Source organism: Neorhizobium sp. DAR64872/K0K18 (genome assembly GCF_050500175.1).
GTDB classification, from domain to species: domain Bacteria; phylum Pseudomonadota; class Alphaproteobacteria; order Rhizobiales; family Rhizobiaceae; genus Neorhizobium; species Neorhizobium soli.
On the sequence record NZ_CP191446.1, the window covers coordinates 2,107,678 to 2,131,935 of the forward strand.

At 59.5% G+C, this 24,258-nt stretch carries 33 protein-coding genes and 1 tRNA gene; 21 read left to right on the plus strand and 13 right to left on the minus strand.

Going from position 1 to position 24,258, the window contains the following annotated elements:
- Nucleotide 1: 1 nt before the first annotated feature.
- The 3 genes from ACQY1P_RS15780 to ACQY1P_RS15790 are packed head-to-tail and all read right to left on the minus strand — an operon-like array spanning nucleotide 2 to nucleotide 1,136.
- A complete protein-coding gene (locus ACQY1P_RS15780; protein ID WP_430254292.1) occupies nucleotides 2-448 on the minus strand; it encodes a hypothetical protein in 447 nt (148 codons plus the stop codon).
- Entirely contained in the window at nucleotides 448-645 is a 198-nt protein-coding gene (locus tag ACQY1P_RS15785; RefSeq protein ID WP_430254294.1) for a hypothetical protein, read from the minus strand. The genes ACQY1P_RS15780 and ACQY1P_RS15785 overlap by 1 nt, the downstream gene beginning before the upstream one ends.
- Nucleotides 645-1,136, minus strand: a complete 492-nt coding sequence (locus ACQY1P_RS15790; protein ID WP_430254296.1) for a hypothetical protein — start codon at nucleotides 1,134-1,136, stop codon at nucleotides 645-647. The genes ACQY1P_RS15785 and ACQY1P_RS15790 overlap by 1 nt, the downstream gene beginning before the upstream one ends.
- A 202-nt stretch (nucleotides 1,137-1,338) precedes the next feature.
- Between ACQY1P_RS15790 and ACQY1P_RS15795 the strand changes: the two genes are divergently transcribed.
- On the plus strand, nucleotides 1,339-1,605 hold the full coding sequence (locus ACQY1P_RS15795; protein WP_430254298.1) for a hypothetical protein: 267 nt from the start codon (nucleotides 1,339-1,341) through the stop codon (nucleotides 1,603-1,605).
- A gap of 5 nt (nucleotides 1,606-1,610) precedes the next feature.
- On the opposite strand, the gene ACQY1P_RS15800 is transcribed toward ACQY1P_RS15795, so the two are convergent.
- Nucleotides 1,611-1,874, minus strand: coding sequence for a hypothetical protein (locus tag ACQY1P_RS15800; RefSeq protein WP_430254300.1), 264 nt, complete (start codon nucleotides 1,872-1,874; stop codon nucleotides 1,611-1,613).
- A gap of 13 nt (nucleotides 1,875-1,887) precedes the next feature.
- On the opposite strand from ACQY1P_RS15800, the gene ACQY1P_RS15805 reads away from it, so the two are divergent.
- The 11 genes from ACQY1P_RS15805 to ACQY1P_RS15855 all read left to right on the plus strand — a co-directional run bounded on the left by ACQY1P_RS15805 (nucleotide 1,888) and on the right by ACQY1P_RS15855 (nucleotide 7,744).
- Complete coding sequence (locus tag ACQY1P_RS15805) at nucleotides 1,888-2,592, plus strand: LexA family protein (RefSeq protein ID WP_430254302.1); 705 nt, start codon at nucleotides 1,888-1,890, stop codon at nucleotides 2,590-2,592.
- 174 nt (nucleotides 2,593-2,766) lie between these two features.
- Nucleotides 2,767-2,925, plus strand: a complete 159-nt coding sequence (locus ACQY1P_RS15810; RefSeq protein ID WP_430254304.1) for a hypothetical protein — start codon at nucleotides 2,767-2,769, stop codon at nucleotides 2,923-2,925.
- 3 nt (nucleotides 2,926-2,928) lie between these two features.
- A complete protein-coding gene (locus ACQY1P_RS15815) occupies nucleotides 2,929-3,114 on the plus strand; it encodes a hypothetical protein (RefSeq protein WP_430241975.1) in 186 nt (61 codons plus the stop codon).
- 134 nt (nucleotides 3,115-3,248) lie between these two features.
- Nucleotides 3,249-3,788, plus strand: a complete 540-nt coding sequence (locus ACQY1P_RS15820) for a hypothetical protein (RefSeq protein ID WP_430254306.1) — start codon at nucleotides 3,249-3,251, stop codon at nucleotides 3,786-3,788.
- A complete protein-coding gene (locus ACQY1P_RS15825) occupies nucleotides 3,785-4,051 on the plus strand; it encodes a hypothetical protein (protein WP_430254308.1) in 267 nt (88 codons plus the stop codon). The genes ACQY1P_RS15820 and ACQY1P_RS15825 overlap by 4 nt, the downstream gene beginning before the upstream one ends.
- On the plus strand, nucleotides 4,051-4,413 hold the full coding sequence (locus ACQY1P_RS15830) for a hypothetical protein (protein WP_430254310.1): 363 nt from the start codon (nucleotides 4,051-4,053) through the stop codon (nucleotides 4,411-4,413). The genes ACQY1P_RS15825 and ACQY1P_RS15830 overlap by 1 nt, the downstream gene beginning before the upstream one ends.
- A complete protein-coding gene (locus ACQY1P_RS15835) occupies nucleotides 4,413-4,913 on the plus strand; it encodes a single-stranded DNA-binding protein (protein WP_430254312.1) in 501 nt (166 codons plus the stop codon). The genes ACQY1P_RS15830 and ACQY1P_RS15835 overlap by 1 nt, the downstream gene beginning before the upstream one ends.
- 12 nt (nucleotides 4,914-4,925) lie before the next feature.
- Nucleotides 4,926-5,285 carry a hypothetical protein gene (locus ACQY1P_RS15840; protein ID WP_430254314.1) on the plus strand — a complete coding sequence of 120 codons (360 nt, stop codon included), beginning with the start codon at nucleotides 4,926-4,928 and terminating at the stop codon, nucleotides 5,283-5,285.
- 28 nt (nucleotides 5,286-5,313) lie between these two features.
- Nucleotides 5,314-6,228, plus strand: a complete 915-nt coding sequence (locus tag ACQY1P_RS15845; RefSeq protein ID WP_430254316.1) for a DUF2303 family protein — start codon at nucleotides 5,314-5,316, stop codon at nucleotides 6,226-6,228.
- Nucleotides 6,229-6,317: 89 nt separating this feature from the next.
- Complete coding sequence (locus ACQY1P_RS15850) at nucleotides 6,318-6,710, plus strand: hypothetical protein (RefSeq protein ID WP_430254318.1); 393 nt, start codon at nucleotides 6,318-6,320, stop codon at nucleotides 6,708-6,710.
- Nucleotides 6,710-7,744 (plus strand): hypothetical protein, encoded by a 1,035-nt coding sequence (locus tag ACQY1P_RS15855; protein ID WP_430254320.1) that lies wholly within the window; start codon nucleotides 6,710-6,712, stop codon nucleotides 7,742-7,744. Before ACQY1P_RS15850 ends, ACQY1P_RS15855 begins: the two co-directional genes overlap by 1 nt.
- Before the next feature lie 8 nt (nucleotides 7,745-7,752).
- On the opposite strand, the gene ACQY1P_RS15860 is transcribed toward ACQY1P_RS15855, so the two are convergent.
- The gene (locus ACQY1P_RS15860) at nucleotides 7,753-7,986 is read right to left on the minus strand and encodes a hypothetical protein (protein WP_430254322.1); all 234 of its coding nucleotides are present in this window, start codon (nucleotides 7,984-7,986) and stop codon (nucleotides 7,753-7,755) included.
- Between the two features lie 94 nt (nucleotides 7,987-8,080).
- Between ACQY1P_RS15860 and ACQY1P_RS15865 the strand changes: the two genes are divergently transcribed.
- The 7 genes from ACQY1P_RS15865 (at nucleotide 8,081) to ACQY1P_RS15895 (ending at nucleotide 12,023) form a co-directional block, all read left to right on the plus strand.
- Nucleotides 8,081-8,581: a DUF1643 domain-containing protein gene (locus ACQY1P_RS15865; RefSeq protein ID WP_430254324.1), complete on the plus strand. Its 501-nt coding sequence runs from the start codon at nucleotides 8,081-8,083 to the stop codon at nucleotides 8,579-8,581.
- Nucleotides 8,578-9,141: a hypothetical protein gene (locus ACQY1P_RS15870; protein ID WP_430254326.1), complete on the plus strand. Its 564-nt coding sequence runs from the start codon at nucleotides 8,578-8,580 to the stop codon at nucleotides 9,139-9,141. Before ACQY1P_RS15865 ends, ACQY1P_RS15870 begins: the two co-directional genes overlap by 4 nt.
- Nucleotides 9,134-9,442 carry a hypothetical protein gene (locus tag ACQY1P_RS15875; protein ID WP_430254328.1) on the plus strand — a complete coding sequence of 103 codons (309 nt, stop codon included), beginning with the start codon at nucleotides 9,134-9,136 and terminating at the stop codon, nucleotides 9,440-9,442. The genes ACQY1P_RS15870 and ACQY1P_RS15875 overlap by 8 nt, the downstream gene beginning before the upstream one ends.
- Nucleotides 9,439-9,915, plus strand: coding sequence for a hypothetical protein (locus tag ACQY1P_RS15880; protein WP_430254330.1), 477 nt, complete (start codon nucleotides 9,439-9,441; stop codon nucleotides 9,913-9,915). Before ACQY1P_RS15875 ends, ACQY1P_RS15880 begins: the two co-directional genes overlap by 4 nt.
- Nucleotides 9,912-10,553, plus strand: coding sequence for a methyltransferase (locus ACQY1P_RS15885; RefSeq protein ID WP_430254332.1), 642 nt, complete (start codon nucleotides 9,912-9,914; stop codon nucleotides 10,551-10,553). The genes ACQY1P_RS15880 and ACQY1P_RS15885 overlap by 4 nt, the downstream gene beginning before the upstream one ends.
- A 181-nt stretch (nucleotides 10,554-10,734) precedes the next feature.
- Nucleotides 10,735-10,902, plus strand: coding sequence for a hypothetical protein (locus ACQY1P_RS15890; protein ID WP_430254334.1), 168 nt, complete (start codon nucleotides 10,735-10,737; stop codon nucleotides 10,900-10,902).
- Complete coding sequence (locus ACQY1P_RS15895) at nucleotides 10,899-12,023, plus strand: tyrosine-type recombinase/integrase (protein ID WP_430254336.1); 1,125 nt, start codon at nucleotides 10,899-10,901, stop codon at nucleotides 12,021-12,023. The genes ACQY1P_RS15890 and ACQY1P_RS15895 overlap by 4 nt, the downstream gene beginning before the upstream one ends.
- A 2-nt stretch (nucleotides 12,024-12,025) precedes the next feature.
- Here the strand turns inward: ACQY1P_RS15895 and ACQY1P_RS15900 are convergent.
- Nucleotides 12,026-12,101, minus strand: a tRNA-Ile gene (locus ACQY1P_RS15900).
- 194 nt (nucleotides 12,102-12,295) lie between these two features.
- Here ACQY1P_RS15900 and ACQY1P_RS15905 point away from each other — a divergent pair.
- Nucleotides 12,296-13,063: an SIMPL domain-containing protein gene (locus ACQY1P_RS15905; protein WP_062455912.1), complete on the plus strand. Its 768-nt coding sequence runs from the start codon at nucleotides 12,296-12,298 to the stop codon at nucleotides 13,061-13,063.
- Between the two features lie 78 nt (nucleotides 13,064-13,141).
- Here the strand turns inward: ACQY1P_RS15905 and ACQY1P_RS15910 are convergent, their stop codons facing one another.
- From ACQY1P_RS15910 to ACQY1P_RS15935, 6 genes are all read right to left on the minus strand, one after another.
- Entirely contained in the window at nucleotides 13,142-13,483 is a 342-nt protein-coding gene (locus ACQY1P_RS15910) for a hypothetical protein (protein ID WP_113110862.1), read from the minus strand.
- A 155-nt stretch (nucleotides 13,484-13,638) separates the two neighbouring features.
- On the minus strand, nucleotides 13,639-14,061 hold the full coding sequence (locus tag ACQY1P_RS15915; protein WP_092660426.1) for a secondary thiamine-phosphate synthase enzyme YjbQ: 423 nt from the start codon (nucleotides 14,059-14,061) through the stop codon (nucleotides 13,639-13,641).
- A 25-nt stretch (nucleotides 14,062-14,086) separates the two neighbouring features.
- Nucleotides 14,087-15,409 (minus strand): DUF930 domain-containing protein, encoded by a 1,323-nt coding sequence (locus ACQY1P_RS15920; RefSeq protein WP_430254338.1) that lies wholly within the window; start codon nucleotides 15,407-15,409, stop codon nucleotides 14,087-14,089.
- A 113-nt stretch (nucleotides 15,410-15,522) separates the two neighbouring features.
- Nucleotides 15,523-17,574, minus strand: a complete 2,052-nt coding sequence (rpoD, locus tag ACQY1P_RS15925; RefSeq protein WP_062455900.1) for an RNA polymerase sigma factor RpoD — start codon at nucleotides 17,572-17,574, stop codon at nucleotides 15,523-15,525.
- A gap of 537 nt (nucleotides 17,575-18,111) precedes the next feature.
- The gene (gene dnaG, locus ACQY1P_RS15930; RefSeq protein ID WP_430254340.1) at nucleotides 18,112-20,127 is read right to left on the minus strand and encodes a DNA primase; all 2,016 of its coding nucleotides are present in this window, start codon (nucleotides 20,125-20,127) and stop codon (nucleotides 18,112-18,114) included.
- A 384-nt stretch (nucleotides 20,128-20,511) separates the two neighbouring features.
- On the minus strand, nucleotides 20,512-20,964 hold the full coding sequence (locus tag ACQY1P_RS15935; RefSeq protein WP_430254342.1) for a GatB/YqeY domain-containing protein: 453 nt from the start codon (nucleotides 20,962-20,964) through the stop codon (nucleotides 20,512-20,514).
- 307 nt (nucleotides 20,965-21,271) lie between these two features.
- Between ACQY1P_RS15935 and carA the strand changes: the two genes are divergently transcribed.
- A complete protein-coding gene (gene carA, locus ACQY1P_RS15940; RefSeq protein ID WP_113167658.1) occupies nucleotides 21,272-22,477 on the plus strand; it encodes a glutamine-hydrolyzing carbamoyl-phosphate synthase small subunit in 1,206 nt (401 codons plus the stop codon).
- A 42-nt stretch (nucleotides 22,478-22,519) separates the two neighbouring features.
- Here carA and ACQY1P_RS15945 read toward each other — a convergent pair whose 3' ends face one another.
- Nucleotides 22,520-23,935 (minus strand): MATE family efflux transporter, encoded by a 1,416-nt coding sequence (locus ACQY1P_RS15945; RefSeq protein WP_113110710.1) that lies wholly within the window; start codon nucleotides 23,933-23,935, stop codon nucleotides 22,520-22,522.
- Nucleotides 23,936-24,258: the final 323 nt, after the last annotated feature.

Here is a 24,258-nt window from a genome sequence, read left to right on the forward strand (position 1 = left end):
CTCAGATCCACTTCGACTGGCTGGGGAAACGCTTGACGGTCGAGGTCTCGATCGCTCGCTGCGCTTTTTGTGCCTGGACGATTTCCTCAAGCGTGATGACGCCCTCAGCTTCGGCGCTTTCCATAAGTGCAGCCTTCAGCAATTCACGTTCCGCAGCGTCTCGCTTTTCGAGCCACGCAGTCACCCGATCGAAATGACGTTGGAAATCATCATCGAGCTTCACCACCTGGCGGCGTTCACGCCACGTGTGTTCCGTCAACGTGACGAAGCCGGCTTTCTGGAACCAGATGGCCATGCAGGGCGTGCCGTCCTCGATCTGCCCAACTTCCTGCCAGTCGGTCATCACAAGCACCCAACCCGGGAGCTGAGAGAGCGCCATTCCAAAAATTGCCGGAGCAGCCTTTTCGGCGTTGTCGGTCACGATGACGAGGCGGATTGGTTCACCCATCAGCGCCGCTCCGCTGGCTTGAAACCGACAGCGCGTTCAATGGTTGACCACCTGCCACCGCACCGGACACACTCTCGCCTGCGGCGGATCGCCCCTGGAGCCTCACGACTGTCCGTAACCTTGCTAGAGTTTGTGCCGCATTCTGGGCACAGAATCCCCGAGGCAGGCGCGACGGATGTCTTGCGAAGCCGACGCATCAATCGGACCCAACAACGCGCAGGCCGGCCTTTACTCCGCCTGCGGCTTTCACCACCGCAAGCGCGCTGCGCAGCTGGCGCGCAGCTTCTTCCATTTGTGCTGCAGCACGATCCGCAGCAGTTGCCTCTGCCGGCGTCATATGGCCGTCAGCGAAAGCGAGAGCCATCTTGCCGGCCAGCTCGGCGGTTTCGCGCATCAGGTCGGCATGACTTTGCATGACGCAGGCAGCGAATGCGTGCTCCTGATCAGGGTCAGTGAGCCTACGACCGGTTACCTCTGCCATGACCATCGTCACGTGCGGAATTCCGCAGTCCGCCTCTAACAAGCGCACGGCGTCGATCGTCATCAGGTCGGGATATTTCGCATCGCCCCAGCGCTGAATGTTCGACTTCGAATAGCCGAACTTCTCTTCGATGCGCCGCATGGTGCCGCAATCTTCGATCAGATCGCGTTGCGCAGCCTTAATCCGGGGTAGGAATGGATCGGTCATCTTAGCATCTCCAAGAGCACAAAAAAGTCACGTCCCGGCGCGGGACAAACGGTCCTAATGTCCCGTGGCGGGACTGCGGAAAATGAAGGATTGTCAGATGGTCAGGTCATCGCGGCGGACCACAAGCCAAAGCAAAGGGTCGACGCGATGGATTGAAACAAAACAGCCGGTAAACAGCTTCGAAACAACAGGATGAAACCCAATGAGTGACGCCGTCACAAACTCCATGATTGCGAACTTCGTAGTGCTCGAGCAGCTCGTCATCAACCTCGCGCACTTGATGAGCAGAGACTTTGATGACGAACGTGGCATGAGGTCCGGGCTTGTCGACGACGTGCGCTTCCGAATGGAAAAGATGCAACGCACCCACAACAGGGACGCACAGAGACTGGCCTTCCTCGCGCTGGAGCATCTCGACCGACTTGAGCCAAGAATTCTGGGAGAGAATGGCGACGAGCTTCTGCAATGAAGGCTTCATTCTGCCGCCTCCGCGATATGCTGGCTCTTTATCCAGTCCACCACACGCTGATAGGTCTTGATGTTGAAACCATAGCCGTCGCGAACCCGGGCCAGGAACTTGCTGTCTCCCACGGACGCGACGCCTATCGCGGACAGGCTCATCCCTGACCGAGAAGAAAAGTCTTGCGCAATATCGAGCAGACTTGCTCTGACATCGCGCTCCGTGATCATCAACTTACCCATGCTCGTAGTTATTCGGGATTTTTCCCGGTCAGTCAAGGGACATTTCCCGATGGACGGTATATTTCCCGAAATGTCAAAATTAGGAATGGAAACATCCCTACAAAAACGTCTAAAAATCCGAATGGACATGCTTGGACTGAACGCGCTTCAGACCGCCAAGAAGGCTGGTCTGGGAGACAGTTTCGTTCGAGACATCTTGAGGGGCAAAACCCGTAGCCCGAATGCCGAGAACCTTTCAAAGCTTGCGGCCGCCTTGGAAACGACACCAGACTGGTTCCTGGGGCAAAGCGATGACGACGCTTTGAAGAGGGTCAAATCGGTCGGAGGACTTGACGTGGTCGGCAGAATTCAGGCCGGAAACTGGGTAGATCGCAGCATTATCGACGAAGATGCAGAGCGCGAGATCATCCCTGTAGCTCGCGATCCACGCTTCCCGCACGCGCGGCAATATGCCTTGGCTGTGGTTGGGGACTCGATGGATAAAGAGTTTGCAGAAGGTAGTTACGTCACCTGTGTCGACATGATCGACAGCGGGCTATCTCTGAAGGACGGGATGTTTGTGCATGTCGAGAGGCACAACGGATCTCTCGTCGAGGTGACGCTCAAAACTGTCGAAAAGATCGACGGAATTCAGATGCTGGTCCCAAAGAGCAGCAATCCTCGCCATCAACCTATAAAACCTGATGGCGACGGAGGGACCGAGATCCTTGTTAGGGGAGTGGTGACGGGGACGTACCGCAGAACCTTGTTCTGATTCGTGAGCACAGCGCCTGAATTAGGGAAATTTCCCAAATGGGTATTGACCTAGGGAATTTTCCCGAATAACGTCCGCTACATCCCGATAGGAGATGTAGCCTTGATCCGCTTCCAGAAAAATAAGCCCACACCGAAAACCCCTACCTCATGCTCTCGGTCTCTGACTGAGCGCATGGCCGACGACATGCGCGAGCTTGCCTTCGCCGGTCAGAATGTTTCAGTAGAAACGCTGGCCACGCGTGGATATCCCGCGGATGTTGTCAGGCGCTTCGGGACGAAGGCGACAGAGTTGGCTCGCCGCCAGTCGACGCGCCAGATCGCGGAGGCCTGAAACATGGCGTCCATTACGTCCACCGCCTCCCAAAGACACGTCGCACACCGGACGGCTGAACGCCGCGTCGACCCGAGGTTGACCGCGATCATCGTCGAGCAGGTCGCGACTTACAATCGCTCTCTGGCCTACGGCATGTCCGCAGTCGTCGTCTTCTGCATCGGCTTCTATGCCGCGACGATGGTGTAGGCGATATGAGCCAGATTGCTACAATTTCCCAACTGTCCGCGAAACCCGTCTGGTCGTTCAACAGCGACGGCAGTGTTTTCGATCTTGCCGCACCAACGCCGTCAGTCATCTGTTTCGTCGATATGGGCCGGACGATGTCCGGCATTCGCCGGTTCAATGGTCGCGGCATGTCTGACGCTCAGCACTGCGCGATGGGTGCGCAGGCCATCTTGAATGAAGGCGGCACCTTTATGGAGGCTGCTCTGTATCTCCTGCATGACGGTCACGAATATCTCTTCGGAGATATCATTCGGCCACTGGAGGATCTCCTTTCTCGCGTTCTGCCAGGATTACCCGTTCGGGAAGCAATCCGTTTGATCAAGGAACGGTGGGACGACGCGATCTACACGGCCGCATCCCTACCGCCGCCTTCGCTTTGGACGCAGCGCCAAAGGAAAATCGTCAAATCAATGGACGATCGAATGTGCCGGTTCGAAGCCATTTCGCTTTTCGGACAGGCAGCGGGCAATCAATTCCCTTTGTCCGAGAAGCCCAAAACTACAGGCTCTTTGAAGATCTGGGGCTGCGCGGCGGCCGAGGAAAAATTCGCCGAGATGGCGCACCGGCTGATTGGCGCAGACATCATCGCCCGGCAAGCAGCTGTGGCAATTTCCACGAGGAAGTCACTGTCATGAACACCGAACTGCTCAAGAAGCTCGATGCGTTGCGCCTCAATTTCGAAGCGCTCGACGTCAAACTGCCGCTGGCGCTCGCCGAGAACGATGTGGGCTGCGTCATCGACGCAGAAGGAAAAGACGTCCTCGTCATCGACGTCAACAACGAGCGAGACGACGACCAAGTGAAAGCTATCGCCAGCCTGGTTGTCAACCTCGTCAACTGTAACGCCGGGTTTTTGCCAGGTGCGACCTACACCGCTGACGAAAGGCAGGTGGCGTGATGGGGAAGCCCGTGAAGATCAGCGTCACCCCTATCAAGAGCTTCCCTCTTTCCGGTCGCAAGCTGTGCATGACTGATGAGCCGGGAACGCTCACCGGCGGCATCCGTAAGGACGGAGGTCCGCTGCAGCGCACGTTCTCGCATGGCGCAGTCGCGCTCATGGATCCGAACGGCGACGCGGCGGTTGACCCTGTCAACTTCGCAGCCGTCATGGAATTCAGCGAGCGCATTATTGAAGGCGACCAGAGGGCGGCAACGCAGCCTGGCGCAGCGTTGATGCTGGCGACAGCCTATCTGGCGCTGATCATGACGTGGCCTGTTCCAGCCCCGCTGGCTGCCGGTCTGATAGAGGACGACGCCTAATGGCCGGGTCCGTCAACAAAGTCATCCTTCTTGGTAACTGCGGCGCCGATCCTGAGATCCGCCGCACCCAGGACGGGCGCCCGATCGCCAGCATCCGTCTGGCCACATCCGAGAACTGGCGCGACCGCGAGAGCGGCGAGCGCCAGGAGAAGACCGAGTGGCATTCGATCGTCGTTTTCAACGAGGGTCTCTGCAAGGTCATCGAGCAGTACGTGAAGAAGGGCTCGAAGATCTATGTCGAGGGTCAGTTAAAGACCCGCAAATGGCAGGATCAGTCCGGCAACGATCGGTACTCGACCGAGATCGTCCTGCAGGGCTTTAACTGCGCACTGCAGCTACTCGATAAGGCGCAAGGGTCCGGGTACCAGCCGGGTGGCAACGGCGCCGAAGACTTTGGTGGCGACCCAGACCGCGCCGCCGGCAACTCATCACGAACACAGCAATCCTCGACGTCGGGCGGAAACCTTTCGCGCGATCTCGACGACGACATTCCCTTTTAACGGAGAGAGACGATGAAACTGATACGCGACGTGCAGTCCCTCATGGGCATGCTCGAAGGCGGCGAGCTGAACGACGAGGCGTCGGGTCAGCTCGCCGAAGTCCTACAGAAGCTTTACGAGCTTTCGAACGATCGTCCCAAGACGAGCTTTAAGGGCGAGATCAATATCAAGATCAAGCTGGCCGTGAAAGACGGCATGGTCGAGATTGATGCCGAGCTCGCACCGCCGAAGCTGCCGAAGCTTCCTCGCAAGACTTCGGTCTACTGGGTTGTCGATGGCGGCCGTCTCTCAACCGAGCACCCTCAGCAAAACGACATGTTTGGCGGCCCACGCGAGGTTGATCGCAGCCGCCCAACCCCGCTCACCTCCTGAACCACTCCTACTCTAAAGGACCAACCACATGGACCAGCTATCTGAAACTGCCGTGAACGCCGTCGCTGATCTGGCAAAGGCCGGCACAGCTACCGTTCTCCGGATCGACAATCTTGATTTCCCAGGCGTGCCCGCGGAGATCCCTGTCCTGCTCGACCCGAAGAGCGGAACGGTCAAGAGCGTCAAGAGCCTGATCGACGAGTATCGCAAGACGCCTGACCGCAAGAGCGGGACGGCTGTCGTCAACACACTCGACAGCTTCATCGACCTGGTCGACCGTCACAAGACCGAGCACAGCGCGATCTTCGCCGATATCGATTGGCGCAAGCCATCTCTGACGGCCATCATCGATTACCACGACAAAGCAAACGGCGGAGTGGCCGATAACGGCAAACACCGTGTCCACTACCCGTTCCCGCTTTCCGAGGAATGGCAGACGTGGGTGAAGTTTAACGGCGAGCCGATGAGCCAGTCCGAATTTGCGGAGTTCATCGAAGACCGCATCGCCGAACTCGCCGCGCCGCACGACGAAGAAGCAGAGCACTGGCAGGACAAGCTCGGCGGACGTGTGGCGTTCCCGAACGAAATTGTCACTCTCTCGCGTGGCCTCAAGGTCAACGCCGAGACCCGCGTCATCAATCAGGTGACTCTGGCATCGGGTGAGGCGCAGATTACGTTTGAGGAAGAGCACAAGGATCAGAACGGCCAGAAGCTCAACGTCCCCAGCCTCTTCATCATCAAGCTGCCGCCGTTCTTCCGCGGCGAAGCCGTACGAGTGCCGGTCCGCCTGCGCTACCGCCTGAAAGCCGGATCGCTCGTCTGGTTCTACCAGCTCTATCGTCCCGACCAGTACATCACCGAGGAAGTCGAGCTGTCGCTCACCCGAGCCGCAGCTGCAACCGAGGTTCCTGCCTTCCAAGGCAAGCCGGAAATGACGGCCTGATCATCGCAGAGGGCGGCGCGTCGTGCGCCGCGCTCGAAACCGTCGCAGGGCCCGACGAGAACGGCCCACCCAATCTGGAGAACACCGCTATGACGAATGACATTCAATGCCGCCGGCAGGCTGAAGCCGTTATCGCGGCCCTAACACTCCAACCGCCCCGTGCGCTACCGCTTAACCCTGACGAAGTTCGCGCCGCTATCGAGAGCGGGATGCGGGTCTATGAGGCAGCCAATCGGTTTGGTATCGCCGAGTGTCACCTTTCGACATTCATGCGCCGCCATGACATTCCAGTCCTGGCCAACGGCAAGATCCCGCCGCCCGATCTATCGATACCCGACAGAATTGTCGTCTGGAAGGAAACTTCGGACTCGATGTCCGGCGTCGCCAGGCTGAAACGCTTCGCGCTTCCTCGCATCAGCATGCACGTCGTCGCGCTCCGAGAGGCCATTCAGCCTGCTTCACACCAGAACCGGAGAGCGTAATGGGACAGCCAATCGACTTCGAAGGCAGCAATCTTGTTATGCGCGCACCGGAAGGTGCAGAGAATGTCCAGAACATGCACGTCTATCGCACACGGCATTCGTGCGTCTCATGCTGGACAGTCACGCCAGATGAGCTTGCCGAGATCACGATGACCGGCCGGATCTTCCTGTCTGTTCTGGCCGGAGGTCAGCAGCCGCCAGTGTATGTTGGATCTGAGAGCACTTGCCGTGAGGTCATGATTGACTTCGGCCCTGTCTGGCCGATGCCACCGAGGACCCCATCGCCCGTGCCGCAAATGAAGGTAGAGCCGGGACGAGGCCCGGCTCTGTCTGGACTATTGGAAAGCTCTGAAGACCTCCAGTCCAAGGGCAGCAATGCTGATAATGTCTGCGACGGCAAGCTTACGCACTCTGATGACAAGCGTGATTGTCATGGTTCTCTCCTGGTCCGCGATAGCGGCAACGATCAAATTGAGGGAAATCTGAGCGTTCGCAGCAAACACGGTCCCGGACATGAACGAACGGACCTACGAGTTAGCGAAAGGTATCAGTCTGATGACGCGAGCAAGGCCAAGCTAGCGGCCGACGAACCGTCTGACGAACAATATATAAATTCCGGCGAAGCTTTCAATGCACCGCCCGCAGATAATGTGGAGGGCACATTTCAAAGCCGTGTTCAGCCTTGGATGATGGCTTGCTTCGGCGAGATGATCTCCGGCAACCGCGAGGAGCGTAACCACCGCTTCCTTGAAGAAGCCCTTGAGCTTGTGCAGTCCACCGGCTGCACGGCGCACGAGGCGCACCAGCTCGTCGATTATGTCTATGGCCGCGATACAGGCGAACCTCACCAGGAGGTCGGCGGCGTGATGGTCACGCTCGCTGCCCTATGCCTCGCCAACGCACTCGACATGCATCAGTGCGGCGAAACCGAACTTGAGCGCATCTGGAAAAAGGTTGACGCGATCCGCGCAAAGCAGGCCGCGAAGCCGAAGCATTCGCCGCTCCCAGGTCCGTCAGCAGAGGAGAGCAAATGATGGCCTGCTCAGTCCTCACGGTCCATAAGTTCCTTGCGCCAGCGCGCATCTCTATTTTCAGATTGTCGGCGCATGGCCGGTATTACCAATCCGCTCCATACTCTCAGCTGCTTTACCGAAAGGTCCGACAGGTCACAGTCATCGACCAATACTTTCCGCGCCACACCAAGCGCAGGACCATCCAGATCATCCATCAGATCCTCAAGTTGCTGCTCCAAGGACAATTCAACAGGGTGGCGCATCAGGTTCTTCCTTTGATCGTAGAAAGAACGGTACGCCCAATCGATTTGACGGCAACAAATATCGTAACTCCATCCACAACGCGGGACTCGGACAATGGCTGATCTGCTCGTAAAATCATCCGCTATCATTTCGGATTGCGGCACCTACCGTTACCGGCTGGAGCGCGAATGGGATGCGACAACCAGCAAAGTCGCTTTCCTTATGCTCAACCCGTCGACGGCCGATCACGCTGAAGATGATCCGACCATCCGCCGCTGCATCAACTTCGCCAAGGCCTGGGGCTTCGGAGGACTGATCGTCGGCAACCTGTTCGCCCTCCGCTCAACCGACCCGAAGGCGCTGTACGCTCACCACGATCCGATCGGCCCTGACAACGACAGACACCTGGTCGAGATATGCCAGAGCAGCATGCGTATCATTTGCGCCTGGGGGACCCACGGAAAACTTCGGGGCCGAAACCGCGCGGTCTATGATCGGCTGGAATTCTTCGACCTGCGGGCGCTGAAGGTAACCGCAGACGGCCATCCTGGACATCCGCTCTACATTGCCGGGTCCGCCGTGCCGCAGGCCTTTTACATGGAGGGCCAGCCATGAGCGTGCACGAAGCAACTCAGCGCGTAGCCGACTGCATGGATCAGATCCTCACCAACTTCAAAGATGGGGCGAAGATCACAGTCTTGGTTCGCTATCCTGAAAAGCCTAATGCCGATTTCTGCCTGACCGATGACGACCTCGACGAGGTGATCGCCATGGTACAGCGCCGGAAGGGCGAAACCCCATCGCCGCAGACGAATGTGGTGCCGTGCCCGTGCACGCTGATCGAACAGGACGAGGATTGCCCGATCGGCTACCCGTCGATGATTTGCGGCGTCTGCAAAGGCACCGGCAACACAACGCCGGAACAGGTCACGGCGCTGGCCTGCGAGATGATTAAGATCGCAAGCGACATTGGCGAACCGGAAGATCCGTTCGCGGCATGGGAGAGTATCGACCTCTACAAGAGCCAGCACGCGCAGTTCCGGAAGGCGCTCGATAAGATCTCCGGCATGATCGATGACGAGAGCGCTGGCTTCGATGACGCGATTGAAACCGCGACCTACGCCCTGCGGCTGGCAAAAGCCGAATCCACCACGGAGGGCTCGGACAATGGCTGAGGATGACGAGTTCGATAGAGCGATCGAGAACGATCCGGTGTTTATCGCTTCCCAACTCCGCGCCGGCCACGTCCTGACCGAAGCCGATACCTCGGCAATTCAGGCTGTCATTGCCGAAATGGATAGTCGGGAAAATAGCGCGGTCGACGCATTCCATGAGGGGCGCGAGAATGCCCTCCGTGAGATCGGCGGCGAAGAGCTGGTGACAGCCGTCAAGATGAAGGACGAGGAGCGGCTCGCGCGCATGGTGCGAGCGCACATGGATAAGATTTTCCCGAAGCATCAGAGGACGGTGCAATGAGCCACACCAAACAGCCAACGCCACATATGGTGGCAGATCCGGCTCTGCTTGGCATTGCCGATGAGATGAAGGAAAGCGGCGGTCACTGGCAGCCTTGCACAGGTTGCTACGACACCGAGGACGGTCACCCTACGCAGAGGTATGACTATAGCCCCGCGCTTCAAACTGAGATTGGCTGCGGTTGCCACGAGTGCGGCGGGTTAGGTGCCGTTTGGTGGCACATGACCGACGAGCAACTTGCGTCCTTCGAAAACGATTGCAAGGAAATCGACGCAGAGGATCGCCGTGACCGGAAGTTAGCCACCATCGTCGCACCAGACAACGGGACGCCACACGAAGTGTTTTCTGCCGTTCTTGAATGCGCGAGGGCATGGGTGCCGGAAGCCCGCATCATTGGAAATGTTCGAGCTGGTGACATTGCTCGCGCGATTGAATCCCTCCCAGCACCCGAAACGAGGGAGAGGGTATCGTGAGCCAGAACACTTCCTCTGCAGTTATGCAGCAGCGCCGTGAACCTCACGATAGCCTCGATGACTTCCCGACCCAGCCGTGGGCAACCCGGGCGCTCTGCGAGCACGTGCTGAACGGACGAAACCTTAAGGGCAGGACCGTGTGGGAGCCTGCCTGTAATCGCGGCCACATGTCAGGCCCACTCGACGAATATTTTGGCGCTGTTTGGGCGTCCGATATTCATGACTATGGTACGCCCCGCGCATTTCAGCATGACTTTCTGTTCCCTGTGCTGCCTATTTCCGAACAGCCCGACTGGATCATCAGCAACCCACCTTTCCGTTTGGCAGAGCAGTTCATTGCAAGAGCATGTGAAGTTGCGTCTGAAGGCGTGGCAATGATCGTGCGAACCTCGTTCCTTGAAGGTGTTGGACGCTACCAGAACCTATTTAGTAAAAACCCACCGTCGCTCGTTGCGCAGTTCTCGGAGCGAGTCCCTATGGTCAAAGGGCGGCTCACTGCTACCGGATCGACTGCGACGTCCTATTGCTGGCTGGTGTGGATCAATGGCGAGGAAGGAACGCGACTGAACTGGATTCCGCCTTGCCGGAAGAAACTCGAGCGCTCGCACGACTATGCCCCCGGCGAGGTGGTGGCATGAACACGAACGCCCGCCCCTTTCCCTACGTTTACCGTTGGAACCGCCAAGGGCGGAAGGGGCAGCCATGCGAAGTGACAGTGCGCGGGACGATGAACAGTTGCGCCGTACGATTCGCTGACGGTTACACCATGGTCACGAGCCGCAATGCAATTCGAAAGAATAAACCGAAAAGAGAAGAGCCATGACAGCGCGAGCGATCATCACCGAGATTGAGCTGCGCAGGATGGCGAAGGTAGCCAAGAGGGATGGCGTTCGCGTCGAAGTCGAGATTGGCGGACGGCTTTTTCGTGTCGCGCCAGACAACGCGAAGCAAGCTGCTGTTGACGAACAGGAGGAGATCAGGCTTTGAATGACCCCATGCCGCGAAAACTCCCGCTCTATGTCTGCAAGCAAAAGGACCGCAACGGTTCTTGGGTGTACTATTTCCGCATCGGAAAGGGTACACGCACCCGCCTTCCCGACCCCAACGATAGCAGATTTCGCGCGGCCTATCAGGCTGCTCTTGCGGGTACCGAAATCGAGATAAAGGATCGCGACACCCCGAACACGATCGCATGGCTTATCGCTCGCTACATGGAGAGTGCAGACTGGGCAGGCCTTCAGCCAGCGACCAGGAAGCAGCGCAGCAACATATTTTTCCACGTCAAAGAGAAGTCAGACGGTCGCGGCGGAAAGATCGGGATGAAACCCTACTCTCTGATCACTGACAAAGCCGTGCGAGCTGGCATGGAAGATCGAGCAAAGACGCCTGCAGCTGCAAACAACTATCTGAAATCCATGTCGGCGCTTTGCCGATGGGCCGTCAAGAACGGTCACATGAAGATCAACCCTGCAGAAGGAGCGGAGCGCTTCAAACTGAAGGGTGACGGTTTCCCCGCATGGGAGATCGAGGACGTTCGGGCATTCTGCATCAAATGGCCGATCGGAACAAAACAGCGGCTGGCGATGGAGCTCGCCATGCATACTGGGCTGAGGCGGTCGGACCTGGTCCGGATCGGACGTCAGCACCTGCGCGGCAATACCCTCTCAATCACCACTACGAAGACATCAGCGCGAATCACTGTCGAGCTTCCGCAGCGCGTGATCGACATCATCGCGACAACACAGACCGGCGATCTCCATTTTTTGGTGACTGATTATGGGAAGCCATTTTCGGTCCCAGGGTTTGGAAACTGGTTCGGGGACGCATCAAGGAAAGCGAATCTCGAAAAAAACACGCATGGTTTGCGGAAGCTGGCAGCGACGATGGCCGCAAATGGCGGCGCGACAGCGCATGAATTGATGAGCCAGTTCGGCTGGTCGAACTCCAAACAGGCTGAAGTTTACACAAAAAAAGCGGACAGAGCCCGTCTTGGAGTAAAGTCTTCGCGCATCGTCAGCGAACAGCTCGGGAACGAGCTTGCCCCTCACAGCAATTCTTGTGAGGGGAATATTCCGGATAGTGAAGCGATATCAATAACTAAGAATTAAGGTGGTGGGCCCGGAGAGACTCGAACTCCCAACCAAGCGGTTATGAGCCGCCGGCTCTAACCATTGAGCTACAGGCCCTGCCCTTTGAAGGCATGACGACTGGCGCAATGGTTCGCCGGTCGCAAGGGTCCGTCTAGCTCAAATTGTGAAAGCTCACAAGGCCTCGCCGCAATAGGTTCACAATCACACGTCACCTAGAGGGTGTTCGGCTTTCAACTCAGGCATTTGGCCGGGATCGTCGAGGTCGAACAATCAGTATCAAAGGAGACACAATGCGCCGTTTGCCCACCGCCCCTTCTCTCGCGCCGGCTTTCCTAGCCCTTGCCCTCGGCACGGCCTTCCTCCCGCTGTCGCCGTTTTCGGCAACGGTCGCCTCTGCGCAGGAAGCCCGCACGCCGCGCGAACCGATCATCAGCGTGTCCGGTGAGGGCAAGGCCGCGGTCGCGCCCGATATGGCGATCCTGTCGCTTGCCGTCGTGAGGCAGGCAAAGACCGCCGATGCGGCCGTCTCCGCCAACAACACGGCAATGAGCGAAGTGCTCGCCGCCATCAAGGCTGAAGGCATTGCCGATCGCGACGTCCAGACCAGCAGCTTTGCGATCTACCCGCAATATCGCCAGGTAGCCCCGAAGGACGGCATCGAGCCGCCGCAGGAAATTATCGGTTACGAAGTGTCCAACACACTCACGCTGAAGGTGCGCGATCTCGAAAAGCTCGGCGGACTGATCGACAAGACGGTCAAGCTCGGTGTCAACCAGGGCGGACAGATCGAGTTCACCAATACCAATACCGACGAAGTGATGACGCAGGCGCGCAAGGCAGCCGTTGCCGAAGCGCTCGCCAAGGCAAAGACGTTGACGGAAGCCGCCGGCGTCAAGCTTGGCCGCATCATGGAGATCAGCGAGAATTCGGCACCGCCCATGGCCCCGCCGATGATGCGCATGACAATGGCAAAGGATTCCGGCAACGGCGTCCCGGTGGCGGCCGGCGAGACCAGCTACACGGTCAACGTCAACGTCGTGTTCTCCATCGATCCCTGATCGGATCGCTTCAACGAGAAAACCCCGCCCGGCGAATGCCGGACGGGGCTGAAGATAGACTGGGACGCTTGAGATCCGTTAGCGACGGATGAGCGGGCAGCCGCGCACGTTGGCAAACACGACCCGGTCGCGTCCGCGGCGGTCGACGCCGACGACGGTCACGCTGCGGCGGGAGATGTCGACGACGCGGGTACGGCGCAGACCCATCGCTTCGGCGCGACGTTCAGCCAGGCGCGGCGAACAGCCGACGGGACGCATGTGGCGCGGGCGCTCATAGCGCGGCGGGTGATGCGGACGCCAGTCGCGCTCACGGTACTGTACGAATTCCGGGCCGGCGGCGGCGGCGATTGGCGCGGACGCCGAAATCCCTGTCATGGCGATCAAGGCTGCAAGGCCGGCCTTCGCCATCAGGCGTGTGATTGTAGTCATCTTTTGCTTCTCCTGAACCTGTCACCGGTTGTCCGGCTGTCTCGCGCCGGCCTTTCGGGCCAACGGTCGATGCAACTCTATCCAACCCAGCTGAATGCCTGCAAAACCGATCATTCAGTATTTGTTCATTTGGAAAACAACGATCATCACGACGAAAGGTGCAGCACGATCTCGCGCCTGTGCGGGCTGTCGCGGTGCTCGAAGAGATAGATCCCCTGCCACGTGCCGAGCACCAGCCTACCGCCGGTTATCGGAATGCCGATCGAGACTGCCGTCAGTGCCGCCTTGATATGTGCCGGCATATCATCTGGCCCTTCCATCGTATGGCTGACCCAGCCCATCGAAGGATCGTCCGAGGGGGGAACGAGGCGGGAAAAGAACGCATTCAGATCGCGCTTCACGTCCGGATCGGCATTTTCCTGAATGATCAGCGAACAGGACGTGTGGCGAACAAAGACGGTCAGCAGACCCTCGTCGCGCCCGGCCTGGCGCACGAAGCGTTCGGCTTCATCCGTGAACTCGTATAGCCCTTGGCCTCTGGTTGAAATCTGGATCGCGGTCTGCGGCATCGAAATTCTCATCTCTGCTTGAAGATCAAAACTCGGGAAAACCGCGCTTGCGCCATTCCGAGCGCGGCACGAGGCCACCCACATTCATCGAAAACGAAACGATTTTCGTGGCATCGGCATCGACTTCGCAGCGGAAGCTGACATCATGCCACTGGCCTTTGGCGCGAAAGCCGATATTGCGCGCCTCGAGAACCGTCCCATTGGGCAGCTTCGGTGCGGGCAAGACATCGGGATTGTAGGCGGGCGAGCCGTTCTGCAATTGCGCGCTGAGTTCCGACGAGCAGAGCTGCCCTGCCCGAACGCCGCGCGGTATGCCGGCCATCGCGACGGTCGCCAGCGCATCACCGGTATCGCGCGCGGAAAACAGCGTTCTGACGGGCTTGAGATCGCCGGCCGCATCGGATGGTTTCGGCGGCGCCGGCTTTTGCGTCGGCACGGGTGCGGAGGAAGGCGGCCCTGTAAAGAGCCCGGCCGTCATCGCATCGGGAGACGCACCGCCGCTAGGTCCGGGCATTCCCGACGGATCGGAGCCTGGAACACTGAGCTGCGGTGGCGTCATATTGGTCGGCACCGGCGCTTCTGCTGGCGCGCCCTCGCCCTGTCCGTCGGTACCCGCCGTCTGTGCAGGCTCCTCAGGCGCTGGCGGATCGGCATCGGTCGCAGCGGGCGCTGGCGTATCCTCCGCAGCATTGCCGTCAAGCGCCTGGCGCGGACCGCTATCCTTTTCGCCAAACTGGAACACAGGCCGCAGTGCGGACATCGGCGGCGCTGACGCCTGCTTCTCCTCCTCGGCCGGTGTCGGGCTTGCAGGCGGCTGCGGCGGTGCCGGCTGCTCGGCCTTCTGCGGTGCCTCGGGCTCTTTCGCTTCTTCCGGCGCCTTTTCTTCGGGCGGCTTTTCTTGAGGCTGCGGCTCTTCGGGCTTTGGTTCTTCAGGCTTGGGAGGCTGAGGTTCCGGCGGCTTCTGCTCCTCCGGCTTTTCGTCCTGCGCAGGGGAAGGCGGCGGAGCAGCTTCCGGTGCCGAAGCCTTGCTCGCCGAAATCACGGGGTCCTCGAGCGGATCTTCCTGAGGCTTCTGCTCGGGCGGCTTTTCCGGTGGCGGCTCTTCGGCCTTCGCCTCTTCCTTGAGGTTCAGCTCGTCAGGCTTCTTCGCTTCTTCGACCGGCTCCTGCTTGTCCTCTTCCGGCGGCGGCACAATCTCCACCTGGACGGTTTCCTCCTCGGGAACCGCATTGGTCGGCAGCGGCAATTTGACGAGGAGCGCGCCCGCGATGATCAGATGCAGAGCGACGGACGCACCCAGCGCCGTTGCGATCACCTTCTTATGCGGGGCGGGAGACATATCCGGCATGGCTCCCATGTAGGATGGTTTGCTGTCATGATCGAGTCCGGCCCGATCACAACATCAATAAAAAAGCCCGGCACGTCATAACGGCCGGGCTTTTGATGGGTCTGTTCCAGGGATCAGCTGTCGAGGAACGAGCGCAGCTTGCGGCTCCGGCTCGGGTGCTTCAGCTTGCGCAGCGCCTTCGCCTCGATCTGGCGGATACGTTCGCGGGTGACCGAGAACTGCTGGCCGACTTCTTCGAGCGTGTGGTCGGTGTTCATGCCGATGCCGAAGCGCATGCGAAGAACACGTTCTTCACGCGGCGTCAGCGATGCGAGAACCCGCGTCGTCGTTTCACGAAGGTTCGCCTGAATGGCGGCATCGATCGGCAGCAGCGCATTCTTGTCCTCGATGAAGTCACCCAGATGCGAATCCTCTTCGTCACCCACAGGGGTTTCGAGCGAGATCGGCTCCTTGGCGATCTTCAGGACCTTGCGGACCTTTTCGAGCGGCATGGCCAGCTTTTCGGCCAGCTCTTCCGGGGTCGGCTCGCGGCCGATCTCGTGCAGCATCTGGCGCGATGTCCGGACGATCTTGTTGATCGTCTCGATCATGTGCACCGGAATACGGATCGTGCGGGCCTGGTCGGCGATCGAGCGGGTGATCGCCTGCCTGATCCACCAGGTCGCATAGGTCGAGAACTTGTAACCGCGACGGTATTCGAACTTGTCGACGGCCTTCATTAGGCCGATATTGCCTTCCTGGATAAGGTCCAGGAACTGCAGGCCGCGGTTGGTGTATTTCTTGGCGATGGAGATGACGAGACGAAGGTTCGCCTCGACCATTTCCTTCTTGGCGATCCGCGCCTCGCGCTCGCCCTTCTGCACCATCGACACGATCCGGCGGAATTCGGTGATCGAAATACCGGTTTCGGTGGCCAGGCTCTGGATCTCCTGACGGATATCGCGAATGGCGTTGAACTCCGCCTTGGCGAAATCCTTCCAGCCGCGTGCCGACAGATTGGCGATCGACTTCATCCAGTTCGGATCAAGCTCGGCACCCTGATACTGTTCCAGGAACGAGTCGCGCTTGACGCCGTAGGATTCAGCCAGACGCAGAAGACGACCTTCGTTCTGCATCAGGCGCTTGGAGATGTCGTAGAGCTGTTCGACAAGGCTTTCGACGCGGTTCTGGTTCAGTGACAGCGACTTCACTGCCGTGATCAGCTCGTCCTTCAGTTCCTTGTAGCGGCGCTCCTGAGCGGAAGACAGCGTGCCGGAGGCGGCAAGCCGCTGCTCGACCTGCTGGTCCTGAAGCTTGCGCAGCTTCTTGTAGGTATCCGCAATCGTGTCGAGCGTTTCCATGACCTGCGGGCGCAGTTCCGCTTCCATGGCGGCAAGCGAAAGGTTCGACTCGTCGTCGTCCTCTTCCTCTTCTTCCAAGCCCTGGTCGCCGCCGACAGCGGTGATGTCGTCATCGTTGGCAGCAGAGAAACGAGCCTTGCGGGTCTTTTCCTTTTCCTCGGCAGCCTTGCGGTCCGCCTCGATCTTTTCCGGGCTCTGGAACTGTGGCGCAGCCTTCGCCTCGGGACCCGAATAGGTCGTCTCGAGATCGATGATCTCGCGCAGCAGCGTCGTGCCTTCGTTCAGTTCGTCGCGCCAGATGATCAGCGCCTGGAACGTCAGCGGGCTTTCGCACAGACCGGCGATCATCGTCTCGCGGCCAGCCTCGATGCGCTTGGCGATCGCAATTTCGCCTTCACGCGACAGAAGCTCGACCGAGCCCATTTCGCGCAGATACATGCGCACCGGATCGTCGGTACGATCGGTGGGTTCTTTCTTCTTCGCCGTGGCGAGAGCGGTGCTGGACGTCGGGGCAAGTTCGCCGCCTTCGCTCTCTTCGCTCTCGTTGGAGTCCTCCTCCTCGGTGGTGGCCTCCTCGGCTTCTTCATCTTCCACGACGTTGATGCCCATGTCGGACAACATCGCCATCGTGTCTTCGATCTGTTCGGAAGTGACCTCTTCGGACGGAAGAACCGAGTTAAGCTCGTCCATCGTCACGTAGCCGCGCTTCTTCGCGGCTTTGATCATCTTCTTGACCGCGTCGTCAGAAAGATCGAGAAGCGGACCGTCGACCGAGCCTTCGCGCTCGGTATCGGCTTCTTCGTTTTCTTTGACTTTAGTTGCCATGTATGTCGTCGCTTTCCCTGAACGCCACTGCGCAGCGCTTCGTGGCCTGCGGCGGAGGGCAAAAGCCACACCAGCCGCGAATCAATATCCAACTCGTAACGGAATGACCTTTAACTCCCGATTACCATCGGCGACCGCTACTCGCGGGGACCGCCAGAACGAAGATGCCGAACATCGCCGCGGCGCTAGACCCACTCCACCAATATTGCCCGAAATGGTGATTCCCACAAAATAACGCTTCGTCAAGTTCTTCCAAAGCTTGTGCCCAGGAAAAGTGGAAATTACCTTACGACCATGTCCCCGTTGGCGGTACTCCCGTCATATTGAAGCCATATGTAAGCGGTGCACAATGAAAGACAAGAGCCCGCCGCCCGGTAAAAACCCTTGGCTCTACCCGAAATGCGCGGGATTGACGCCATTTTCCGATGCGTTGCAACAATACAGTGATCAATCAAGAGCTGTATAGACCACTCCACTCGCGCTGTTAATCCATCAGGCGACCAATTCAACACGGTTTAGTATCTGCGCAGCTCTCCTTCATCCGTGACTGACGGCAGCGCCCTTGACGCGTCCTGACAGAACACCGAAGCCGTCGATGATCGCTTCCTGGTTTTCAAGCCTGGAAATTTCATTCTGTACCTCCAGAAGTGCACGCAGCAGGATCTCGGCACGCTCGGCCTCGTCCTCGGTCATCTCCGCGAGTTCACGCTCCAGCTCGATCTTCTGCCAGCGGAGCTCCTTGTTTCTGGAATGCAGTGCCCGGGTCTGACGGTAGGCTTGCAGCGAATCCTGCGGATCGGCCTCTTCCGTCGCCGTCCACAGTCGCGCATTGCGGATCTGCTTGTTCATTGACTTCAACAGTTCCTCAAAGCCATTCTCGCCGAGTTCCCGTTTCAGGTCCTGCACCGTCAAACCGGCACCGGCCTGCCCGACAATAGTCAGCACGCAAGACCACATCCGTTTCAGATCGCGGTTCTCGAATTCGATCGAGGCGATCTCGTCATACTCGTTGAGCAGAAGCTGCGGATGATGGACGATGGTCAGCGCCAGCACGCTTTCTCGCAGGGCCGGAAGGTCGAGATGTCCCCGCACCAGCCCCGATCGCGTCAGGCGGTCGGAAACACCCATTCCGCGCCCCTGCTGCTGGAAAGACGATCCACCCCTTCCGCCGGCTGCACCGCCTCTGCCAGACCCGCCGCCTTCGCGCTGCTGGTAGCTTTGACGACGATCGCCCCCGCCGCCATTGCGCTGCGGCTGGAACAAGCCGTTGAGACGATCGCGCACATTCTGCTGGTAGTGCCGGCGCACGCTTTCGTCGGCAATCACGGAAACGATCTGCTTGAGGCGGGCCTCGAGTTCCGCCCGCTTTTCCGGTGTCTCGAAGGCGGCACCATTGGTTTCCCGCTGCCACACCATCTCGGCCAGCGGACGCGCCTGTGCGATCACGCCATCGAACGGCGCTCGTCCCTCATGCTTGACGAGATCGTCCGGATCCTTGCCGTCTGGAAGCAGCGCGAACCGCACCGAGCGGCCGGGCTTGATGGAGGGAAGCGCCAGATCCGCAGCACGGTTCGCGGCACGGATACCGGCACCATCGCCATCAAAGCACAGGACCGGTTCCGGCGTCATCCGCCAGAGCAGCTCCAGCTGGTTTTCGGTCAATGCCGTACCGAGCGGCGCAACGGCATTTTCGACGCCCACCTGGCTGAGCGCGATCACATCCATATAGCCTTCCACGGCAATGATCGTGCCCGGTTCCTTCGATCCCGGCCCCGGCTGGGCCGCCCGCCTGGCGCGGGTGAAATTGTAGAGCACCTGGCCCTTGTGGAAGAGTTCGGTATCCGGCGAGTTCATGTATTTCGCCGGCGCATCCGGCGCCATCGCGCGTCCACCAAAGGCAATCACCTTGTCGCGCGACGACAGGATCGGGAACATGATGCGGTCGCGGAAATAGTCGTAGGATACGGCAATCCCCTCACCGTGACGCACCAGCCCGCAGGCCTCGATCTGCTCCTTGGCCACACCCTTGCCGGCGAGGAACTCCTTGAGCGCATTGCGGCTGTCCAGCGCATAGCCGAGCCGGAAATTCTCGATCGTGCGAGCCGTCAGTCCGCGGTCGCGAAGATAGGCGCGTGCCTTGGCGCCGGTTGGGCTCTGCAACTGGTCCTGAAAGAAGCGCGTCGCCATTTCCATGACGTCGAGAAGCGACATCCGCTCCCGTTCACGCTTTTCCGCCTGCGGATCGGGTTGCGGCATGGCGATACCAGCCATATCGGCGACCTGCTGGACGGCTTCTGGAAAGTTCAGCCCTTCCAGATCGGTCATGAAGCGGAAATGATCGCCCGACACGCCACAGCCGAAGCAGTGATAGCGGCCCTTGCGGTCCTCGCAGTGAAAGCTCGGGCTTTTCTCGCCATGGAACGGGCAGCAGGCCCAGAAATCGCCGCGCGCGGCATTGGTCTTCCTGCGATCCCAGGTGACACGACGGCCGATCACCGTCGAAATCGGCACCCGATCCCGGATCTCATCAAGAAAACTGTTTGAAAAGCGCATGTCTACCTCGCGGGCCAGAGACCATATTAATGCTCAGTGCGCAGGAATGCCAGCCCGGCCGCAAATCATGCCCGCTATTCACAGGCCGCCGCTCCCGTGACCACCGACCCGATCAACCCACAGAAATTAACGAATTGTAACTTGCGATACGCAGGTTCCCTGCATAGCGTTGAATCCGACAAGACGTGCCGTCAGTCGCCTCGACAGGCGGGTACGGCATCTGAGATTGCTCTTCAGGACGGCTGCCTGCAATGACTGCGGTCGATCGTCCTCTCCTACCGGTGGCATGTCCGCGGTCGGCCGATGGGAGGCGTAGAAGAGCAAAAGGCGGGAACTCCATGAAGGACTTCCCGCCTTTCTCGTTTTATGCGTAGCGGCTAGACCTCAGCTCAGCTGCGCCTTGATCGTGCCGGACGCCTTGGCGAAATCCATCTGGCCGGCATAGCGTTCGCGCAGAATGGCCATCACCTTGCCCATGTCCTTCATTCCAGCAGCACCGATCTCGGCGATGACGGAAGCGACGATCTCGCTCGCCTTCTCGTCGGAAATCTGTTCCGGCATGAAGGATTTGATGACGGCGATCTCTTCGCGTTCCTGTGCTGCAAGTTCCGGGCGGGCGTTGTCTTCGTAGATCTTCGCCAACTCCTCGCGCTGCTTCACCATCTTCTGCAGGATCTGCAGGATTTCGTCGTCAGTGGCAGCGTCCTTGCCGGTGCCGCGATTGGCGATGTCACGGTCCTTGATGGCGGTCTGGATCAGCCGCACGGTCGAAAGCCTGCGGGTTTCCTTCGCCTTCATCGCTTCCTTCATCGCTTCGGAAAGCTTCTCGCGCAACATGGCCTGTCTCCTTGAACGTCACTCGATCCGCAGCGGACCGATCTTTTGCGACGTCATAGAACAAGCGTGAACGGCGATCAAACGTTTTGCCGACACGGCAAAACTCACCGATTGCCGGCCTTTGCGCCCAGCTTTCTCATAAACGGCAATTGACCCGCTGTTCTGCCTTGTTTATGTCGAGGACCTGCACAACAATTGGATAGTGGGCCGCAAGCGGGTTTCCGCGCGCCCTTTTCTGCGACGAGAGATGACCTCGACACCCTGTTTTCCGTTTCGGGAAACGGGCCGCTGGGGCAGAAGGATGGATATGACCGCGACCACCCCTTGGACCACGAAAAAACCCACCGCCGTTCTCGTGCTTGCCGACGGAACCGTGATTGAAGGAACAGGCATCGGCGCGACCGGCAAGGTCACCGCCGAAGTGGTGTTCAACACCGCCCTCACCGGCTACCAGGAAATTTTGACCGATCCGTCCTATCTCAGCCAGATCGTCACCTTCACCTTCCCGCATATCGGCAATATCGGCACCAATGACGAGGATATCGAAGACCTGACGCCCGCTGCCCGACGCGGCGCCGTTGGCACGATCTTCAAGGCCGATATCACCGAACCATCGAACTACCGCTCGGCAAAGGACCTCGACGCCTGGCTGAAGAGCCGCGGCGTCATCGGCCTGTCGGGCATCGACACGCGCGCGCTGACCGCCTGGATCCGCCAGAACGGTGCCCCGAACGCCGTGATCGCCCATGATCCGAACGGCAATTTCGACATCGAAGCGCTAAAGGCCGAAGCCAAGGCCTGGAGCGGTCTCGAAGGTCTCGACCTTGCCAAGGAAGCAACCTCCGGCCAGTCGTCGCAGTGGACCGAAAAGCCATGGGTCTGGAACGAAGGTTCCGAGGAACTGAAGGCCGAGGATGCCAAATATCACATCGTCTGCATCGACTACGGCGTGAAACGCAACATCCTGCGCCTGTTCACCGGCCTCGACTGCAAGGTCACGGTCGTCCCGGCCCAGACCTCGTCGGAAGACATTCTGGCCCTGAAGCCGGACGGCATCTTCCTGTCGAACGGCCCGGGCGATCCGGCAGCCACCGGCGCCTACGCTGTCCCAGTCATCCAGGACATCGTCAAGACCGACATCCCGACCTTCGGCATCTGCCTCGGTCACCAGATCCTCGGCCTGGCACTCGGTGCCACGACCGAAAAAATGCACCAGGGTCATCACGGCGCCAACCACCCGGTCAAGGATCACACGACCGGCAAGGTGGAGATCGTGTCGATGAACCACGGCTTCGCGGTCGACTCGAAGTCGCTGCCGCAGGGTGTTGAGGAGACTCACATTTCGCTGTTTGACGGCACCAATTGCGGCCTGCGTCTTTCCGGCAAGCCGGTCTTCTCCGTCCAGCATCACCCGGAAGCATCGCCCGGTCCGCAGGACAGCCACTACCTGTTCCGCCGCTTCATCAACATGGTGCGCGAGAACAAGGGAGAGGCAGCGCTCGCCGAGCGCTAAAACCTTCTCAAGTCACGGTTTCAATCAGATGGCCCGCTGCTCTCAGCGGGCCATTTGCTTATGGCGCTGCAAAAGAATCCAGAACCGTCCGCACAGGAAGAGAGCGGCGGCGGCAAGGCCGATCACGAAACCGAACCAGACACCCTCGCCGCGATAGCCGAGCGGAAATGCAAACACCCAGGCGCAGACGAAGCCGATCGGCCAGTAGGCGATCAGCGCCAGCAGCATCGGCACTTTCGTATCCTTCAATCCGCGCAGAAGCCCGGCCCCCACGGCCTGCAGCCCGTCGACCAGCTGGAAGATGCCGGCAATGACAATCAGCGGTGTGGCGAGCGCGAGCACCGCAGCGGCGTCCGGCTGGCTGGTGTCGAGGAAAAGCCCCGCCAGCGCGCCCGGCATCACGGCGTAAAGGACACCGCCGATTGCCGTGAAGATGATGCTGACGATCAGCACGGCCCCGCCGGCCCTTCGAACACCGACCATGTCGCCACGACCGTTGGCAAGACCGACCCGAACCGTTGCGACCTGCGCCAGACCCAGCGGCACCATGAAGGCGATCGAGGCAAGCTGCAGCGCAATCCCATGGGCGGCAAGCTCGAGCTTGCCGATACTGCCCATCATCAGCGAAGCCGCCGCAAACAGGCTCGTTTCGGCAAGGATCGTGAAGCTGATCGGCAGTCCGAGCAGGAAGACTTCCCGAACCATTGACCAGTCAGGCTTCCAGAAGCGCACGAAGAGTTCATAAGCGCGCATGGCGGGCTGCGCCTGCACATAGGCGATCGCGATCAGGAAGCCGACCAGGTTGGCGGACACAGCAGCGATCGCCGCACCATGAAGGCCCAGCTGCGGCGCTCCGTAATGGCCGAAGATCAGCAGATAGGCGACAATCGCGTTCATGATGAACATGCCGATCGTAATGTAGAGAACGATCCCGCCCTTCTCCAATCCGGTCACGAAGCTGCGCAGAGCCATCAGTCCGAGCGCCGGGAACATGCCCCATTGCGCAATGCGTAGATAGCTCTGCGCATTGGCCGCGACATCGGGCGCCTGACCGAGGCCGAGCAGCATCGGTTCGCTAAACCAGAGCAGCGGCGCGACAACCGTGCAATAGGCAATCACCACCCACAGCCCCATGCGCACCGACCGGCGCACGCCGATCCGGTCGCCGTGGCCGAGCGCCTGCGCAACCAGCGGCACGACGGCGCTGGTGAACCCGGTGCCAAAGATGAACACGACGAAAAACAGCTGCGTCGCAATGACCACGGAGGCAAGTTCGGTCGTCCCAAGCCAGCCGACCAGAATGACGTCGGTCGTATGGATCGCCATCTGCGCAAGCTGGGCTCCCACCAGCGGGATGCCGAGCGCAAACGTGCCGCGCAGATGCGACGACCAGGAACGATCCGTAATGACGGCGTCATGCGGCACAGATGCACCGGCAGTGTTCGGCAAGCCCGACATCGATAAATCCTACAAGTGGAAAAAGCCGCTTCCAGAAACGGTCAGCGGCACGGTACCCTGCCTATAAAGAAGGCATCGGGGTTCATCAAGGCTCGGCACCGATCCAGCAAAAATTGTAGGGCGAAGTTCACCAACGTTGATGGGTGACGTGACAGGTCTGACGGACCGATCGATGGGAGGATGGTGCGGCGAGGATTCTCGGCCTTGTCCATCGCCGCCGGCTGGTGCCGAATGCAGCCCGGCATAGGTCCCGGCTTTGCGGAGCCGAGCATGCCGAAATCGGGAGGGTGCGGGCGATCGGTTTCGCCGCCCACACGATTTTT

Coding starts and splice junctions, on each gene's coding strand:
- ACQY1P_RS15780 (WP_430254292.1), bottom strand. CDS start 448: ATGGGTGAACCAATCCGCCTCGTCATCGTGACCGACAACGCCGAAAAG.
- ACQY1P_RS15785 (WP_430254294.1), bottom strand. CDS start 645: ATGCGTCGGCTTCGCAAGACATCCGTCGCGCCTGCCTCGGGGATTCTG.
- ACQY1P_RS15790 (WP_430254296.1), bottom strand. CDS start 1,136: ATGACCGATCCATTCCTACCCCGGATTAAGGCTGCGCAACGCGATCTG.
- ACQY1P_RS15795 (WP_430254298.1), top strand. CDS start 1,339: ATGAGTGACGCCGTCACAAACTCCATGATTGCGAACTTCGTAGTGCTC.
- ACQY1P_RS15805 (WP_430254302.1), top strand. CDS start 1,888: ATGGACGGTATATTTCCCGAAATGTCAAAATTAGGAATGGAAACATCC.
- ACQY1P_RS15810 (WP_430254304.1), top strand. CDS start 2,767: ATGGCCGACGACATGCGCGAGCTTGCCTTCGCCGGTCAGAATGTTTCA.
- ACQY1P_RS15815 (WP_430241975.1), top strand. CDS start 2,929: ATGGCGTCCATTACGTCCACCGCCTCCCAAAGACACGTCGCACACCGG.
- ACQY1P_RS15820 (WP_430254306.1), top strand. CDS start 3,249: ATGTCCGGCATTCGCCGGTTCAATGGTCGCGGCATGTCTGACGCTCAG.
- ACQY1P_RS15825 (WP_430254308.1), top strand. CDS start 3,785: ATGAACACCGAACTGCTCAAGAAGCTCGATGCGTTGCGCCTCAATTTC.
- ACQY1P_RS15830 (WP_430254310.1), top strand. CDS start 4,051: ATGGGGAAGCCCGTGAAGATCAGCGTCACCCCTATCAAGAGCTTCCCT.
- ACQY1P_RS15835 (WP_430254312.1), top strand. CDS start 4,413: ATGGCCGGGTCCGTCAACAAAGTCATCCTTCTTGGTAACTGCGGCGCC.
- ACQY1P_RS15840 (WP_430254314.1), top strand. CDS start 4,926: ATGAAACTGATACGCGACGTGCAGTCCCTCATGGGCATGCTCGAAGGC.
- ACQY1P_RS15845 (WP_430254316.1), top strand. CDS start 5,314: ATGGACCAGCTATCTGAAACTGCCGTGAACGCCGTCGCTGATCTGGCA.
- ACQY1P_RS15850 (WP_430254318.1), top strand. CDS start 6,318: ATGACGAATGACATTCAATGCCGCCGGCAGGCTGAAGCCGTTATCGCG.
- ACQY1P_RS15855 (WP_430254320.1), top strand. CDS start 6,710: ATGGGACAGCCAATCGACTTCGAAGGCAGCAATCTTGTTATGCGCGCA.
- ACQY1P_RS15860 (WP_430254322.1), bottom strand. CDS start 7,986: ATGCGCCACCCTGTTGAATTGTCCTTGGAGCAGCAACTTGAGGATCTG.
- ACQY1P_RS15865 (WP_430254324.1), top strand. CDS start 8,081: ATGGCTGATCTGCTCGTAAAATCATCCGCTATCATTTCGGATTGCGGC.
- ACQY1P_RS15870 (WP_430254326.1), top strand. CDS start 8,578: ATGAGCGTGCACGAAGCAACTCAGCGCGTAGCCGACTGCATGGATCAG.
- ACQY1P_RS15875 (WP_430254328.1), top strand. CDS start 9,134: ATGGCTGAGGATGACGAGTTCGATAGAGCGATCGAGAACGATCCGGTG.
- ACQY1P_RS15880 (WP_430254330.1), top strand. CDS start 9,439: ATGAGCCACACCAAACAGCCAACGCCACATATGGTGGCAGATCCGGCT.
- ACQY1P_RS15890 (WP_430254334.1), top strand. CDS start 10,735: ATGACAGCGCGAGCGATCATCACCGAGATTGAGCTGCGCAGGATGGCG.
- ACQY1P_RS15905 (WP_062455912.1), top strand. CDS start 12,296: ATGCGCCGTTTGCCCACCGCCCCTTCTCTCGCGCCGGCTTTCCTAGCC.
- ACQY1P_RS15915 (WP_092660426.1), bottom strand. CDS start 14,061: ATGCCGCAGACCGCGATCCAGATTTCAACCAGAGGCCAAGGGCTATAC.
- ACQY1P_RS15920 (WP_430254338.1), bottom strand. CDS start 15,409: ATGCCGGATATGTCTCCCGCCCCGCATAAGAAGGTGATCGCAACGGCG.
- rpoD (WP_062455900.1), bottom strand. CDS start 17,574: ATGGCAACTAAAGTCAAAGAAAACGAAGAAGCCGATACCGAGCGCGAA.
- dnaG (WP_430254340.1), bottom strand. CDS start 20,127: ATGCGCTTTTCAAACAGTTTTCTTGATGAGATCCGGGATCGGGTGCCG.
- ACQY1P_RS15935 (WP_430254342.1), bottom strand. CDS start 20,964: ATGTTGCGCGAGAAGCTTTCCGAAGCGATGAAGGAAGCGATGAAGGCG.
- carA (WP_113167658.1), top strand. CDS start 21,272: ATGACCGCGACCACCCCTTGGACCACGAAAAAACCCACCGCCGTTCTC.
- ACQY1P_RS15945 (WP_113110710.1), bottom strand. CDS start 23,935: ATGTCGGGCTTGCCGAACACTGCCGGTGCATCTGTGCCGCATGACGCC.